The sequence below is a fragment of the Siminovitchia fortis genome, assembly GCF_003605365.2.
Taxonomy (GTDB): Bacteria; Bacillota; Bacilli; order Bacillales; family Bacillaceae_C; genus Siminovitchia; species Siminovitchia fortis.
In genome coordinates this window covers 1-17,140 of the sequence record NZ_QYTU02000004.1, presented here as the reverse complement: position 1 = coordinate 17,140, position 17,140 = coordinate 1, and the positions used below count along the sequence as shown (strand labels likewise).

General features: G+C 43.8%; 11 protein-coding genes and 1 pseudogene. 3 read left to right on the top strand and 9 right to left on the bottom strand.

The annotated features are described in order from the left end of the window. Positions 1 to 62: 62 nt before the first annotated feature. From essC to D4N35_RS03245, 4 genes are all read right to left on the bottom strand, one after another. A complete protein-coding gene (essC, locus tag D4N35_RS03260; protein WP_120069927.1) occupies positions 63 to 4,535 on the bottom strand; it encodes a type VII secretion protein EssC in 4,473 nt (1,490 codons plus the stop codon). Continuing rightward, on the bottom strand, positions 4,535 to 5,809 hold the full coding sequence (gene essB / locus D4N35_RS03255) for a type VII secretion protein EssB (RefSeq protein WP_120069924.1): 1,275 nt from the start codon (positions 5,807 to 5,809) through the stop codon (positions 4,535 to 4,537). Before essB ends, essC begins: the two co-directional genes overlap by 1 nt. Before the next feature lie 34 nt (positions 5,810 to 5,843). Then, positions 5,844 to 6,083: an ESX secretion system protein YukD gene (yukD, locus tag D4N35_RS03250; RefSeq protein WP_120069921.1), complete on the bottom strand. Its 240-nt coding sequence runs from the start codon at positions 6,081 to 6,083 to the stop codon at positions 5,844 to 5,846. A gap of 77 nt (positions 6,084 to 6,160) precedes the next feature. After that, positions 6,161 to 6,451, bottom strand: coding sequence for a WXG100 family type VII secretion target (locus D4N35_RS03245; RefSeq protein WP_120069919.1), 291 nt, complete (start codon positions 6,449 to 6,451; stop codon positions 6,161 to 6,163). Between the two features lie 323 nt (positions 6,452 to 6,774). On the opposite strand from D4N35_RS03245, the gene esaA reads away from it, so the two are divergent. The 3 genes from esaA to D4N35_RS03230 all read left to right on the top strand — a co-directional run bounded on the left by esaA (position 6,775) and on the right by D4N35_RS03230 (position 12,163). Next, complete coding sequence (esaA, locus tag D4N35_RS03240; RefSeq protein WP_120069917.1) at positions 6,775 to 9,798, top strand: type VII secretion protein EsaA; 3,024 nt, start codon at positions 6,775 to 6,777, stop codon at positions 9,796 to 9,798. Next, entirely contained in the window at positions 9,788 to 10,252 is a 465-nt protein-coding gene (locus D4N35_RS03235) for a YueC family protein (protein WP_120069914.1), read from the top strand. The genes esaA and D4N35_RS03235 overlap by 11 nt, the downstream gene beginning before the upstream one ends. A 741-nt stretch (positions 10,253 to 10,993) precedes the next feature. Then, positions 10,994 to 12,163: a hypothetical protein gene (locus tag D4N35_RS03230; RefSeq protein WP_120069911.1), complete on the top strand. Its 1,170-nt coding sequence runs from the start codon at positions 10,994 to 10,996 to the stop codon at positions 12,161 to 12,163. A gap of 631 nt (positions 12,164 to 12,794) precedes the next feature. Here the strand turns inward: D4N35_RS03230 and ptsP are convergent. The 5 genes and pseudogenes from ptsP to D4N35_RS03205 form a co-directional block, all read right to left on the bottom strand. Further along, on the bottom strand, positions 12,795 to 14,510 hold the full coding sequence (ptsP, locus tag D4N35_RS03225) for a phosphoenolpyruvate--protein phosphotransferase (RefSeq protein WP_235870274.1): 1,716 nt from the start codon (positions 14,508 to 14,510) through the stop codon (positions 12,795 to 12,797). After that, a complete protein-coding gene (locus D4N35_RS03220; protein ID WP_120069908.1) occupies positions 14,510 to 14,776 on the bottom strand; it encodes a phosphocarrier protein HPr in 267 nt (88 codons plus the stop codon). Before D4N35_RS03220 ends, ptsP begins: the two co-directional genes overlap by 1 nt. A gap of 157 nt (positions 14,777 to 14,933) precedes the next feature. Further along, positions 14,934 to 16,181: an N-acetylglucosamine-6-phosphate deacetylase gene (nagA, locus tag D4N35_RS03215; protein ID WP_120069904.1), complete on the bottom strand. Its 1,248-nt coding sequence runs from the start codon at positions 16,179 to 16,181 to the stop codon at positions 14,934 to 14,936. A gap of 165 nt (positions 16,182 to 16,346) precedes the next feature. After that, positions 16,347 to 16,835 carry a PTS sugar transporter subunit IIA gene (locus tag D4N35_RS03210; protein ID WP_120069901.1) on the bottom strand — a complete coding sequence of 163 codons (489 nt, stop codon included), beginning with the start codon at positions 16,833 to 16,835 and terminating at the stop codon, positions 16,347 to 16,349. 31 nt (positions 16,836 to 16,866) lie between these two features. Next, positions 16,867 to 17,100, bottom strand: a pseudogene (locus D4N35_RS03205) (DUF7916 family protein); the annotation flags it as partial. Between the last annotated feature and the right edge of the window lie 40 nt (positions 17,101 to 17,140).

Genomic DNA, 17,140 nt, shown 5'->3' with positions numbered 1-17,140 from the left:
TCAAGTTTCATTTAGCCCTCGCCAGACGACAAAACCAAAAACAGCGATGACTGATTAACATATTATACAAGGACAAGCAGATCTTCTTTTACCACTTCCGGGATTTTGATTTTCACATCTTGCCCATTGACGATATGGTAACCAAATCCCTCTCCCATTGTCTCTTTGCGATCCATCGTAAAGCTTATCACGCTCTGCCCTGATTTTTTCATTAGAAGTATATGTTGTCGGACAGTCTTTAATTGTTCAATAACTGGACTGCGCCCCAAACTGATTTCTCGATGATTTGCTGCGGCTATGACTTGGAACTGTAAATGCCCAAACGTTTTCATCATATCCGCAAAAGCAGTTTCTTTCGTCATGCCCAGTGCCTGTTTAAAGTCTGCAACATTATCAATAACAAAGAGATAAGGAGAGAAAGCAGGAAATTCCATCCCCTGACTTAATGCCTCTTCATATTGAGCCTTTCGTGATTCCATCACTCGCATCGCTTCTTCCATCTCTTGATTCAATACTTCCGGCGCCATTACATAGGACACTCTTTCATGGCGATTGAAATCAAATAACGGGCGATCGACCCCATCAAATACGACAATCTTTTCTATGTTATCGTACTCAAGATAGAACGAAAGCATGACTTTCAACATATTTGACTTTCCACGCTGTGGTTCACCAACAACCAATGTGTGCGCCCCTGCATCCTCAGCCATATAGACCGGCTGCACAGTCTCTTCGTTCAGGCCGAGTGGGATTCCTGGTTGAGAATCTTCTTCCAAGCGTTGCCGAAACCCGGCAAGTGTCAAGGTATTCGGCAACATGACCATCGATTTTGGCAGTGCCGAACCTTCATAGCGGCTATTGATCGTTTGGATACGTGCTTTCACGTTTTCAATTACTTCAAAGTCCGTTTCCCCTTCTGCTGGCAAGTACGTATGGGCAAGCCAGTTTTTGCCTTTTGCGACAATCATTCGACCCGGGACAGACTCAATCGCAAATGGAACCCTTCCAAGTAACGATGTGACATCGGTTCTATCAATCATATAATGACAAATCTTCATATTCATGCTGTTTAACAGCACAGGCTTCACTGCGTTTCTTGCAGTTACGGTTACAAAGACGTAAATCCCGCGTGATTGACCATCTCGGGCGAACCGAGTGAAGGCCGGGACTAGGTCTGGATACTCTTCCGGCAAGATGTCATAGTTATCGATGACAATGAAAATCGATGGCAATGGCTCGTCACTCACCTCATTGTAAACGGAGATGCTGCTCACTTCTTTCTCCATAAACAGCTCACCGCGACGCTCCATTTCTTTTTCAATGTAGTCAATGAGCTTTTCTAACTTACGTCCTTCATCCAATTTAATATAATCCCCGGTATGACGAAGCTGGCGCAATGGCAGAAGAGCGCCGTTCCCGAAGTCGAGCAAATAATAGTTAACTTGCTCAGGCGACCGTTTTTCCGCAAATGCCAAGAGTAACGTCATGAGCGTCATCGATTTTCCGTATCCGCTCATGCCAAAGATCATTAAATTGCCGCTCTTGCCCCAATCGTAACTAATGGGGAATTGTCGTTGATTTTCCGGGTCATCGGCAAGGGCAAACGGGAATGCTTGCGAATCATCTTCTTCGTCACTTTTAGCATCATAGAAGATCCGTTCTTCCAATGGGTCAAGCCATGGGCTTTTCGCTGGAACAATCCCCAATTGGTCTGTTGTTGTTACAATTTCTTCGACAATCGCCTCAATCTCGGTGATGCTTTCAAGTTTACTGTCCTCTTCCATCTCCGCTCGTGAAACAAGCTTTAAACCGAGATCTGTCACATAAGCAATCTCCTCTTCCCCCTCGTGTGCTGACCGCATGTACTGTGCACCGCTCCATGCGCTTTGGAACAAATCGTATTGCTCGTTACTACCAATTTGCAAATAGCCCCGTCCCGTTTCTTTAATATATGCGGCATCCTCATTTTTCAAAATTTCTCTTGAATCCGTGGCATTTTGTACTTTCAAAGCGATCCGAAAACGGGAGTTACTCCAGATTTGTCCGTCCACAACTCCACTCGGCTTTTGTGTCGCCAGGAGAAGATGTACACCAAGCGAGCGCCCAATGCGCGCCGCAGATACAAGCTCTTTAATAAATTCCGGCTCCTCATTTTTTAGCTCCGCAAATTCATCGGAAATAATAAAGAGGTGCGGCATCGGCTCTTTAGCGACACCTGATTTATACAGTTCCGTATAGTCGTTAATATGGTTAACGGTATGTTCATCAAATAAGCGTTGCCGCTTCTTTAGTTCTGATCGAATGGAGGCTAGGGCGCGCAAACTAAAGTTTTCACTCTCTGCAATATTGGTGATCACACCTAGGAGATGCGGCATCCCTTTAAATGGCTGCGCCATTCCGCCCCCTTTGTAGTCAATAAGCAAGAAGGCAACTTCATGGGGGTGGTAGTTGACGGCTAAAGACAAAATATAGGTTTGTAAGAACTCTGATTTCCCTGATCCCGTTGTTCCTGCAAGCAATCCGTGGGGACCATGCATCTTTTCATGTGCATCCAGCTCAAGCACCTCATCTTTTGCTTTAAAGCCGATTGGCACTGCAAGGGATTTAGTGCTGTCATTCAGTTGCCAGCGTTTATTGATTTTTAAATCTTTCGCCTGCTTAACCGCTGGAAACATTTCCATAAAGGACACCATGTCAGGGATTGAACGCCTCATACCCTGTTGATGATGCAAAGAGGCAAGCATGCGGGCATAGTTTTCGTTCGACGGATCGTACGGATCAAACTGGAAGCGTTTATGAATCGAAATATTCCTTAGCAGAACAATTTCCCCTTCGTTTCGGTTTACTGCTTTCACAATTGTATGTACATGTTCATTTAAGTTTTGAGCCACATCTGTTAAAAAAATGACGGTGAAGCCGAGCTGTTTATCTTTCCCTTCCAAATATTCCATAATGCCGTGTTCCGCAATCAGTGAACGGTTTGCGACAAAGAAAACGATGTGCGGAAGGAATTTTTTTCCTTCTTTCTTCTTCTCAAATTCTTCTTTTTGCGCCAAGTCTCGCTCACGCAGCATGTGATACAATGGATTTAAAATGTATTCGCACGCCTTTTCATCATAAATGAAGCCTTTTGCCTCTGAACCAGGCAATTGAAAATGTGGTAACCAGCGCATCCACTCCCATTTCCTGCGCTGTTCTTCATGTAAAACCGCGACAAACCTTAAGTCATGATAACTGTGGGCAAAAGCGAGTTGCCCAATGATTTGCGATACTTCACGTTCCACAATGGAAGGCTTTCCGACATATCCGAGCGCACCGCGGGCAACACTTAAACGAAGCGGGGCATCCTCTAGGTGCGAATACTTGTCACGTAACCGCTCAAAATCCTCCATCAGCTCATCCCGATCACGATTCGATAACTCATCACCCGGTTGATTTAATTCAAAGCTGGCGGGTACAGACGAGCGTCCAATTCGAACATCTAAAAAGTCGGCGTTATCAATGGTCCTCTCCCAAATACGGCTGCTGACACGAAGTGTCATATCCTTCATCTGTTCAAACGTCGGCAAATGATACGAAAGCGCGTGCCTTTGCGCTTCCGCCAGCGCCTGCAATTCATCCCGCTTCATCTCTAAATAGCGAGTGTACACACGCTTACGCTTTTCTTCTTTTTGCTTCCGTTTTTTCTTCTCGCGAAAAAACATCATTGTCGCCACAAACGCCATTACCGTCATAATCGGGACAGACATGAACAACATCCACGTACGTTTCAATGTAATCGAAATTGTGACCATGATCACGATAATCGCAACCGGCGGCAGCAAAACCAACCACAGTGGCCGAGTCGGATCATCCACTTCTTCAGACGGCATAGAGAAATCCACTTTTTCCGTCGGTTGTTCATAGATCATACGCGGCGTACGACGGTAAATAGGATACTGTTGCTGCATAAGGGACGTTGGCGTTTCTACCTGGGTCAATGTCGTTTCATAAGGTTCACTGCTTTCAACTGCCAAAATATCCCCATCTAAAATTTTCAAAAGCACGCGACCAAAAAGAAGTTCATCACCGTCTAATATACGGGTCGGTGTGGACACTTTCACTCCATTCACATATGGAGCTTGCGTCCCTTCTTTCGGATAGAGCGTCCATTTCTTCCCTTCACAGAGCAACGTGCAATCCACCTGAATATCTAACGGTAAAACAACATTTGCAGCAGACTTATTGGAAATGGTCACAAGATTCGTATGACCCATGTAATATCTTTTTTTACTCGGAGCCTCTTTTATATATAGAAAAGAATACGGTTGACCGTCTATGTCCAAGTTGCATGATTCACCAGAAGAAAGGGTATAAAGCTCTTCCTCTGCACACGTAATCAAGCACTGACCGTCTTGATCACGGACTTGTATGTCTTTTTGCAAACAAGAAATACGCACCTTCGCTTGTTCCCCTTGGCCAATAACAGCAGGGAGCCCATCTACCGCTGCCCTTTGCACATACTGATCGTAATAAACCCACAATGTCGAGGACATTATTTGTCACCACCATCCTTTTCCTTCTTATGATCCTTTTGCCCCTCGTCTTTTCCTTCCCGGTTGCCTGGATTACCTTCATCATTCGGCTGGAGTGGTTCCTCTTCCTCCGCTAATTCCTCAAGTTCATGCATATAATTATCGATCTCCGCTTCAATCTCCTTGAGCAAGTCTTCCCGCTCTTTTCCTGACAGCTTATTATCATTTTTGACTTCTTCTCGACGCTTCAAATTGGCATATACGAGCCACTCTTTATCTTGAAGCCCGCGGGCAATATCAATGGCTTCTTCATTCTCGCCCCGTCCAATCGCAATCCAGTAATCGAAATAAGGCTCTGCAGCCTGTAGTACAAGCACATTTTTAAGGTTTTCCCGATGATAGTCTTGCAGTGGTTCTACTGCGACGTAAGATTGCGCGAGTTCATATTTTACAACGCGGGGCATGCTGCTTGGCGAATACGGTTCAAGGGTATCAATGATTTCACTATAGTTTTCATTTAAGAAAGCGGCATGGCTAGCGGTGAATGCTTCTTGGCGTGGCTGTAAAAAGACAAGGACGTACACAATATACACGATCGCTGGCACAAGCGCGGAAATGAGCCCGATGCCTATCCACTTTTGTAGGGTCCACCTTTTTTTCGGTACTTTATGTAATTGCTTCTCTTGTTGCTCCTGTTCCCGAATCCAATCACAAACAAGTTCACGTAATCCTTCTAACGTTGTTTGTTGACTAAGAGCTGTTGCTCTTTGTGATAATTTTAATGTATCATGATGATTCATATATTCATTGAATCTATAGTTCCCATCCAAAAGTACTAGTAATGTCGTGCGTAATTCAAGAAATAATCTGTCGGGGGTTTTTTCATATGGGGGGATGCTGTCTTTCACACCGTAATGGATAAATGTCACCTCCAACCCATCACTGACAAGCACGTTCTCCGGGCTGACAATCAAATGAAGTCTATCATTATCATGTTGGATGACTTTTTGGATCAATGCGTGGGCAACAAAGAGTTTCACACTTTCTTCTTTGTTTTTAAGCGTACCAAACGGCCTCAAAGGGACCACTGGTCGTACTTTAATGACAAAGTCGTCTTCATTTTGTTCGATTTCTCTCGTAGTGAGCGGGTCACAACCGTCTAGTACCCTTGCTTCTAACGTATCATTTAATTGAATCTCTTCATTTTGAAATGTAATAGTATAATAGCCGTTTTCATCTTTCCCTAACCGCATACCTAGTCGTTCTTCTAAATAAAGTCGTTTTCTCTCACTCATTTTTCCAACTCTGCCCCTCTCCTATGGCCGATGTTCACAGTATCACTAAACGGTCACCATTTGTGACACCATGGTCTCCCAGGATCTGATCTCCCGCAAGTATCCGCGCTTTGTTTTCAATCCGGATATAATCCCCCTCTCGCCGCTGTTGATTCAGCTTTTCAACTTCCCACACAATGTCGATGAACTTGCGCACAGTGTATTGGTCGGATAGACGCAAATCAATTTCCTTTTCTGAATAATTACGCAAGTCAACCGTTACTTTTATGTACACAAAAACACCTCTCTCAAAAGAAAGAGCAATCACAATCCACAATAACATGAATCGCGATTGCGCTTTCGTAAAATGAATTAGTATCCAATGCGGCTACGGATTTCTTGGTCTGTTGTTTCCACAACGTTCGCAATATCATCCGTTTGTGCTCCCAGCTCTTCGTACAACTGGATAAGCTCTTCTACATGCTTCCGTTTGTCTTGCCACTGTTCGGCAAATCCTTGGAATGCCTCCCCTTCCCAAGTAGAGCCCAGCTTCATAATACGTGCATCTCCTCTTTGAAGTAGCTCTTGGTACGATGCTGCATCCGCACGAGTCTCATTTGCCTCGGTGCGTAATTCATCTGGTGTCATACGAATTTGTGCCATGAAAAAACCCCTCCTAAAAATTTCGGTTTTTCTATAAATACATAATTATTGTAAGAGTGGAATTATTGCGGTGTCAACCTTTTTTGGGTATATTCAGGAATCTCGGATCTAATCTTTCCCCAATCTAGCCGATATGGTCCCTAAAACTCCAATATTTTGCTTCGCTGCCACTCTCATAATCATGATTAACCTCTTAATATTTTCCATTTATTTATACTTTCACACAAAATGATGTTTTTATCAATTGTTGTTTCTGTTACGATAATAAGGAAATCGTGACATACAGTCGTGATAATCATATAAAGAAGGAGGATTTGTAGACTGTGAGAAGCAAGAAAAACGGTGTCATCAGCCTACTCATCGCCATTCTAATCATCGCTGCGATACCCATCGGCTTTTTTAATTACATTGGGCCTGAACCAATGTTTCGTCCAAAAAACACGACAGAGCAAATCGCAATAGTTAACGAAGATGATGGTTTTCTTCAAGCAAAAGATGACCTCGTCACGCTAGGACAAGATGCGATTCAAACGATTGAAGGCGGTGATTCTGAGTACGAATGGCCTGTTGTCAGCCGGCCCGCCGCTCAATCAGGGCTAAAAAACAAGGAATACGATGCTATCATCTATATTCCTTCCTCATTTTCACGTGACATTATGTCATTTAAGGAGGAAGTACCGAGAATCACCAATATTCGCTTTGAGATATCGCCACACCTAAACGCGAAAAACCAAGAACGTGTCCAAAAAGAGCTGGAAGCCGCCCAACAAAAGCTGAACGGGCAAGTTACAGCCATGTATTGGCGTTATGTGAGTGAAGAAATTAACGAAGTTCAAACGAACTTTGGTAAAATACTAGACAAAGAGATCGATTTCTTAAATGAAATGTATTCGTTTTACGCGCCTAGCTCACAAGAACTTGGGAAAGAAATTGATCGCCAGCGTGAGCGCTTAAGGCAGCTATTTTTCAACTCGAAAGAAGCGGCAGGTATTGCAGGAAATTCACAAACCAGCTTGACGGAAGCAGAAAAAGCTTTTGAAACGCTCACGAATAATATCGACACGTACCTGGCTTATCAAGCAGATGCGGCAGATTCCTTACAATTAATCGATCTTCATAATGAACAGCTGATAAATGAAGCATCCGTCGAGTTCAACACATTATTAGAAGATGGTGAGAAACGGGTCAGAGAAGGCCAAGAGCCCTTTCAGCCACAATTAGAAAATGAAGGGAACAGCGTATACGACTATTTGAAAACAATTCGTGTTGGGCTAGGCACTCTTGATCAACAAATGCAAGGCTTTGAAGCGAATATGAGCACCTCTTTTCAGGCATTAAATCAGGAAGTTGACCTCCTGCCGCAGTCATACATAGATGTCATTACAAATTACAATCAGCAAGACGATTTGAATGCCTTTTTAACTAAAATGGAATCAACTCTCGTTAAACGTAAGGACCTGACTCAAAAAACTCCCGGTGAGCAACAGCGGCCAAGTGCACCACAAGATGAATTGAATGGGCTGCAACCAAGTACGCTTGACGAGGTACAGAGGAAAATCGAATCCATAAAAGAATTGCTTACCAAGCTTGAACCGGAAAAAGAGAAGCCTAAGCCTGATCCAGTGCCAGAGCCAGAAACTAAACCTGGATCACCGGGTGAACCGGACGACGATCCCGGACAAGAAGACACATTAGGGCAGTCCGAAGATAATGACCAAGACAATAAAAGGGATTCAGAAAAACAGCCTGAACAGCCAGAAGAACCACAGCAACCAGATGGCCGTTCTCCGTATACGACCTGGGAAGAAGCAATTGCTCTTATTGATCAGCTAGAAAATGAATTGAACAGCCAAAAGACAAACATCAAAAACAATCACGATCTCGTATCTAGTTATGTCGACTATTTAGAAAAACTGCAGCGCTACGTGGATCAATTAGAAGAAAGTACAGAGGCGCTGCCGAGCTTATTGATAGACAAAATTCAGCAGCGCGAACAGCAGATTTTATCATCTAAACCTGCAGATGAATTTGCGTCTCGCTTTAGGGACTCTATCCAAAATCGTGATCCTGACTTACTGATGGATTATTACGGATTACTTTCCGAGCTTGAACTAACCCTGCAAAACTATCGTTCTAGCAGCACTTTAAATCGGGAACATGCAGATGCGGCGATTATGCAATTTGCTCGTATGGGAGAGTTAAGAGAGCAAATCCTTGAGTCACAAGAAAACGTGACATCCTTTATGTTCTTAACCAAGGATATTAAACAATTCCAGAAATTCTCTACAGATGCACGTACCGAAATGGATACTCTTCTTGAAGATACGAATACCCTGCTCAATGATCTAAGTGCTAAAATAAAAGAAGAACAACAGCATATTTTATCATTGGTTAATGAAACGCATGTACACGCGGGCAACGCTTTAGAGCAAATAAAGAGTAACCGCAAACCAATCGAAATTGAAGCTGGGCCAATCGAGGGCCTTGACGGCCACCTTGTGCAGGTGAGTTATCAAGCTTCTCTAATGGAGGTCAAACAACTTGGCGATGCAGTATCCTCTCTTAGCAAGCACCAAGACGATTTGATTGGGTCAACGGAAGAAATGTTTGGACAAGTCTCAAGTGTCCAAAGCAAATCTGATGATCTAAATACCCGATGGAAAAAAAGTGTGGATACAACAAAACTTGTACACGACAATTTGAATGACATCCTTCATAATGCGATTAACGATGGCTATTACAACGACTACGTTTACAAACACTTATCCAACCCGGTCAACGTTGCCGGAGAACAAGTGGAAGGACCTGCCGAACCGAATACGCCACCGGTTGTCATGCTTGTGATTATTTTGCTTGTCAGCCTGCTGATTGGATATTTGGCCCACCATTATAGGAATTTGCCTATCCCTGTGCATCTATCACTATATGTCATTTTATCTGTTGCTCTTGGATTAATCATTGGCATATACGGGCTTAATATCTATAAAATGTCGGAGGCACAAGCCATTCAATGGTCCATTATTACGGTACTGCTTGTTCTGGCTACATCAGGGGTGATGTGCTTAATGCTCATGATCGGACCATGGATAGGAGCACTCGGGAGCACTTTAATCATTTTCCTATTTACCACTCCGCTCCTTGATATGGCGTTGCCAAACTTTAGTTCCAATAACCCGATCGCCGAACTATTCATATCCATTCAACATCAAGAAAAAAGCCTATTCTTGCCAGGTGCTGCGGTACTAGTCGCCATCACCTGCTTTTCGATCGCAATAATGGTAGCTAAACACATTTACAAAAATCAACAATTACGTCATTCAGCAGAGGAAGAGGAATATGAAGTTTAAACGTTTGACTGTTTGTTGTGGTGTAGCAGCAGTGTTCCTTATAGGATTTTCTTCCGTCTCTTTTGGGGCGGAAGAACCTGCGCGTACGGATCCCGCTGAGTACCAAGAGCATGAAATCCGGTCCAATTTACGAAAAGATTTCACTTCAGAAGAGGCACAAGAGCCGGTACCTGAAGAAGTGCGTAAGTTACAATTCGATCAACCACGAGAACAAGAATACGATGAAATGATTCATACCCTCTCTTTCACAGGAGAAGATAAAGTCACAACTGAAATGATAGCAAGTCATATTGGACTGTTTGATACAGAAAATCCTTTGCCGCAACAGACACCTAACAATGATGATTCATCCGCCGCTTGGCTCCCTTGGGCACTGGGTGGTGTTGTGGTGGCTCTCTTTTTAATGTTGTTTTTGTATATCTTGCCTAAAGGGTTTAAGCAAATGGAGCAGTAAAATCATTCTCGGGCTGTCCGAAAAGTCAATTTTTCGACTTTTGGAAGCCCTTTTTCTGTTCAAAAATGCTGATATAACCGGATTCTTAATTTTTGAGTTTTTTAGGATTTGGTTCAATCTTACTTGGAAAATCTTTTATCACCTTTTACTCCAACGATTGCAGATCTGGGGGCTGAATTTTTTCAACTTCGCGGGCAAAACTTCTAAAACGCCGCCACCGTAGCTTAAAACCAAGCCCTTTAGGGAACAGCCGTTTCATGGTAAGATTTATAGGACGCCATTAAATCTATTGAAATGAGTGAGGGGTTATGAAGCAGAAAAAGAAAATTGGGGCTATATGTTTATTTCTTGCCAATCTCATAAATTCGTTTATAGGAATCGCTGCTGCTTTTCTTATCCTTGCATTGGCAGATTGGGGGGCAACCCATTCCAACTAGCCATCATTATCATAGTTGCCATTTTTTTAGGTATAGTCACCCTCAACTGGATTGGCTTCATCCAAATTACTCGTTCTTAAAGAAAAAATGGCTTGTTTATTTTTTTGTGCTAGGCTTATTGAATATCGCCTGCTCTGTCATCGTCTTAAACAGCATTTCACATGCGTATGTCTATGCCACCACTGGGGAACTAATCTTAAAGCCCCAAGCCATTATCCCGTTAATTCCTGCCATACTTTACTTCACTTCCTGTATTTTATTAAAAGATGTAAACGAAACGAAATAGGGGGCTGAGTCTAACACTATGTCATGGCAAAAAAAAACGCAAATTGGAGCGATACATATGAAAAATTTATGGTTAGTCATTTTACTTATCACTGCATTGGTCGTTATTGGATGTAGCAATGAATCGAAGGAATCAACTACATCCGAGGAATCATCAGCACAAGCAGAAAACCGAGAAAAAAAAGTAACAGCAGCTGAAGAAAAAGATAACTCTGCACCGCTTATCGATGAAAATAATCCATTAAATGAACGAGCAATGTTGGAAGAAGCAATGAATCGTCAAAGAGACGTGTTAAAATTAAGCTTCATAACGGATGATTATCGAAATGGCCGAGTAGGTGTCGGTTATTATCCTTTGGATGATGAGTTTTCATACGGAGCAAGCTACACGTACCCTCATATCATTTCTTCCATTTTCTTTGAAGGTGGAACGACTAATCTAACATCCGATAATGGGCATATCGATACCTCCAACGGAGAAAAACTTGATCACGACTCATTGGATGCATTGTATGGCGCTTATGAGTTTTCGGGTGAAGATACGTACTACATTACCGGTGAAGATAAAAACGGTACAAGTTATATCGTGAAAGCTGGCCATTCAGATGAAGGATATACAAATGAGATGATGAAGCTTATGGGCAAATCAATGAAAACAGAAGAGGAAGGTGCATACGATCCTTTTTATCATATGTTTTCATTGGATATAGACAAACTTAAATTTCCAAAAGTAAATAAAAATCGTTCAGATATCTATGCTGCCGTCGTAGAGGTTGATAATACATTAGGTTCCAGTGCTACCATTACCTACCTGACTGGCGATGAAGATCAGCTTTCCTACAGGATCAAAGATAAGGAAAGTTTATGGGTGAATGATGACCTGTATAAAAAGATAGGCGAGGAACAGACAGCTGATGGATATAGCGTCATCGAGTATTCAGACAACGGGGAGGATGATCGTTATTTCTATTGGTCAGATGATGTGTATTATTATGAACTTGAAGTAACATCCTACAATGATAAAACGATTAATACCGAAGACATCTATACAATCATCGATTCAGCAATGAGTGACGATCGAGTATTTGCGAATAAAGCTGTTTTTGATGCAATAAATGAAAAGCCGACATTTACGGAAAATGAAAAAGAGTTAAATAAATTAATAGAAAAACTGGAAGATAAATATTAAAAAGGGAACGGGCGTTCACCGCCCGCTTCCTTCAGATTCCGCGTCGCCGCGGACACCCTTGCGTTAGGCTAACCGTTACTTCTGCCTTCACGGCTCGGGACTTGCCCCCTATAGACTGCGCCCATGCTGGGCGCACTAGTGATGGAGAGAGCAACGAAGAGAACATACATTTGTTGATTCTTTTGAACCACTTAAGCAAAAAACAGCGCTCTTAGTTAACTTTTACGGGGATCTACGTCATTTTGAAAAAAGTTCACGAACAACATCCCAAAAATTCTCAACAAATTACGTTACAGTCAGGATTCACACTACCTGACTGTAACGTAAACAAAGCTTTCCCATCCCACGTTTCGCCGCCATTATCACTAATATAAACCAACACTTGCTCTGCTCCCGACTTAGGAATAGGAGCTCCTACAATATGTTTCCAAACTGGTAGTCTGCTTTGAAGCGAGCTCGTGGCAAACCCTCTAGCAAAATTACCTCAGAACAGAACCTTTAAAGTTTTGAAAATTGCGGAGCCCTGCGTGCACCTTTAAGGGGGTACCTCTTCCGTTCTCTAGTAGACGAAGTTTCAGGCACTGTTACCCCTTCAGAGAGCTTGATCTTATCACATTTGCGAGACTGTCCCCTATTTAAAAATTTCCTTTACAGCTTCGATTACTTCATTTGTTGTTTTCATTTGCAAGGCTTTTTCTGCTAAACTCTTCATTTCGGTTTTGGAAAGAAGAAGAATTTGGGAACGTGCTTTTAGGATCGATGTTGCACTCATTGAGAATTCATCAAGTCCAAGGCCTAAGAGAAGTGGAATTGCTCTCTCATCCCCTGCCATTTCACCGCACATGCCTGCCCATTTACCTTCAGCATGTGCGGCATCAATTACCATTTTAACCATTCTTAAAATCGACGGGCTGTATGGCTGATACAGATAGGAAACACGCTGGTTCATACGATCTGCAGCCATTGTATATTGGATTAGATCATTTGTCCCAATGCTGAAAAAATCCACTTCTTTGGCAAATTGATCAGCTAAAATAGCAGCAGAAGGAGTTTCTACCATAATCCCAAGCTCGATTTTTTCTGCTACCCGTTGGCCTTCAGACAAAAGTTTTTGCGTTTCTTCTTCAAGAAGTGCTTTTGCCGACCGGAACTCATCAAGTGTGGCAATCATGGGAAACATGATTTTTAAATTTCCATAAACGCTTGCCCGAAGCAAGGCACGTAGCTGAGTACGGAACAAATCCGGGAGTTCCAAGCATAAACGAATCGCCCGAAATCCCAGGAACGGATTCATTTCCTCAGGCAGGTTTAAATACGGCAGTTCTTTATCTCCGCCAATATCAAGAGTGCGAATTACTACAGGCTTTTCTTCCATATCTTCTAATACCGTTTTAAATGCATCAAATTGTTCCTCTTCTGTCGGAAGCTGGTTACGGCCCATATATAAAAACTCCGTGCGGAATAAGCCAATGCCTTCACCACCGTTTTCCAGCACACCTTTTACATCCTCAGGGGTCCCAATATTGGCAGCAAGTTTTACATGGCATCCATCCGCTGAAACTGTACGTGCATGTAAAAGCTTTGCCCACTCCGTTTTTTTCGCTTCATGAGCTGCCTTTTTCGCTTCGTATTCTCTCACTGTATCAGCATCAGGATTGACAATGACCTTTCCATCTGTACCGTCCAGGATGACTAATGCACCATCTTGGATTTCAGCCAATGCTGTTTTTGTACCGACGACCGCCGGGATTTCCATGGAACGGGCCATAATGGCGGAGTGCGATGTACGGCCCCCCATATCTGTCACAAACCCTTTTACATATTGACGATTTAATTGTGCTGTATCGGAAGGTGTTAAATCCTTGGCAATAATAATCATTTCTTCAGAAATCATACTTGGATTGGGAATTTGTACACCTAACAGGTGGGCCATGACACGTTTGGTTACATCCCGAATATCAGCTGCGCGTTCTCTCATATATTCATTGTCCATAGATTCGAACATGGACACAAACATATCTGCGATCTCTTTTAAAGCAGCTTCAGCATTTATGCCCTCATCACAGATTTTTACCTTAACAGGCTGTATCAACTCAGGATCCGCCAGAACAAGCAAATGTGCCGCAAAAATTTCTGCCTTATCAGCACCTAATTTCCGATTTGCATGCTCTTTTATTTGTTCCAGCTCGGATTTTGCCCGATTAATCGCTTCCTCAAAACGCTTTACTTCTGCTTCCTTATCTGCTGCACCTATTTTTTCTATTTTTAATACCGGCTCTTCCAGGAGATAGGCCTTTGCAATAGCAATACCCTCTGATGCTCCTATACCTGTTAACTTGTGAATCATTATTCACCTAACCCCTGATCTTTCATTGTTTCAGCTAGAACAGCAAGCACCTCATTTTCATCCGGGCCAGAGGCAACAATTGTGATTTCAGCGCCGGTTGGAATACCAAGGGACATTACACCCATAATAGATTTTAGGTTTACACTTTTCCCTTTATACACAAGATTCACATCGGATTTAAATTTTGTTGCAGTTTGTACTAATACCGTTGCCGGACGTGCATGAATGCCGGTCTCTGCCATTACTTTAAATGTTTTTTCTGCCATAGAAATCAATCTCCCTGTTTCTTTTTCATTTGTAGAAGTTGTTCAAAAAGCCGCCAAATGATAAGCAACGAATCTCTTCGTTGGCTCGTTTCTATGCTGATTATATATAAGAGCCTACATTCCGCTGCTCGAAACCAGCTGCTTCAGGATATTTTGCTCAATTCGCGGAGTTCCTGGTGCCGCCCTTTACCCAGCAGCCGGCCACCATTACCCCGGTTACCCGATTGCCGCGGAAAATGACCAAATCGGCCACTTTGCCGGCCGCAATACTGCCAAAATACTGCTGGATCCCTAATATCCGGGCCGGGGTTGTGCTCATCATTTGAAACAGCAGCGCCGGATCGGACGTAATATGCTCATGTAAAAAGCGGTATGCCCGCTCCATCGTAAGACAACTTCCCGCCAACGTCCCATCCGCCAAAACGGCAGTGTTATTTTTTACCACTATAGGGAGTCCTCCCAAGTGATAATCGCCATTGCCTAAATCAGTAGCGCTGATCGCATCCGTGATCACAGCGATTTCCTGATTTCGCTTCGCCCGCAAGGCCAGCCTGATCATCGCCGGATGGACGTGGATGCCATCGGCGATAAACTCGGTGCTGATACCATCCGTTTCCAAGGCAAACACGATAGGTCCCGGCTCGCGATGATGAATGGTGTTCATCGCATTACACAAGTGGGTCACATGAGAGGCTCCCAGGCGAAAAGCTTCCCGGGTTTGTTCATAGTTAGCTTCGGTATGTCCGATGCTGACCAGCACGCCCTGCCGGCACAGCCGGGTAATCATCTCGGGGTGAGTCAATTTTTCCGGAGCCAAGGTAATCATCTTAATGCCGCCAGTGGCGGCCTGCTGGTAAGCGGTAAACTCTTTCATCGAAAAAGGGCGGATATGGGCTTCGTTTTGGGCCCCTTTTCGCTCCACCGCAATATAAGGCCCTTCCAAATGAATGCCGAGGGGCAATGCTCCGCTGACAGAGTCTGACTTTACAAAATCTGCTATTCCGTGTATAGCCGTCTGCTCTTGAATGAATGGCAACTTTTTCTTCCACTCCGTATATTTGTGGCAAACTTCCAGAATCTCTTCATGGGAGGCGGTTACGGTCGTTAACAGAAAACGGGTCGTGCCATAGTTGGCATGAGTGGCAGCCATTTTCTCAAATGCTTCACAGGAAGCATCCATCACATCGGCCCCGCCCCCGCCATGTACATGCAGATCAATAAATCCAGGCCCCACCAAGGCTCCTTTACAATCAAGCACGGTATAAGACGTGCTGTCAGATGGTACGTCTCCCTGTTCCCCTCTGACGGCAAAGCGCTCGATCAAGCCATCACGAATATAGAGGTCTCCCGGGAGCACACGGCCTTCAATGACAAACTCTCCATTTTTCAGCAAGTATTTCTCCATTGATGTCCCTGTCCTTTCCTGCTTCTCCCAGTTTATGCACCCAATCCAAGGTCCTCATGCTGTGCAAAATGAAGGCACCCATCACAGTTGAAACAGGAGCAAACAGCACGTCGATCCAATCAGGGTTAACACGGCATCCCTTATATGCCGACTCATCGTTGTCCCCTATTTTCCCCGTACGTTCATAAGTACTGTTTCCCCAGGAATAGCTTGCTCAGCAAGGTGCAGCTCCAGCTCCTCCACCGCTTCACCGTTTGTGATCACAAGTGGAGTGATCGGACTTTTTGCTTTTTCCTCAACCAGTTCCAGTGAAAACTCAAGCAGCAGTTGTCCGGCCTCAACTTTGGTCCCTTCCTCTACATATACCCGGAAGCCTTCTCCTTTCATCATGACCGTATCCAAGCCGATGTGAAGCAGGAGTTCAACCCCCTGTCTGGTACGAAATCCCAAGGCATGTTTAGTAGGAAAAATTTGGACCAGCTCTCCATCCACCGGGGAAACAACTTTTCCGCCGGCAGGAATAATGGCCAGGCCATCTCCCATCATCTTTTCCGCGAACACAGGATCGGGAACTTCCGCCAGGGGAATCACCTTTCCTTCCAATGGCGCTTTTACCTCTAGTTCTTTTTTTGTTTTAAACAAGTTCTTTAGCATGTTCTGACTCCTTTCTTGTTGAACAGCCTGATTACCGTAAGGGTGAAGCTGCCATGCGCCTGAACGTATGCCTTTTTCCCCGGATGGCGATGGAGTAGGCAAAAATGTTTTCAGGCACGGCAACCCCATGATAACCGGCATCGCCAAGATGATGCACATCTGCCCCGGCCATTTTGGCGTGAAGGGCAATTTGCCGGATGGTTTGTTCATCTGCCCCTTCCTGACTGGTTCCAATCGTTGTCATCACTAAGGCGCCCTGTTGGTGAATATAGGCGATTTCACTAGCGTTGCATTAATTAATTCAT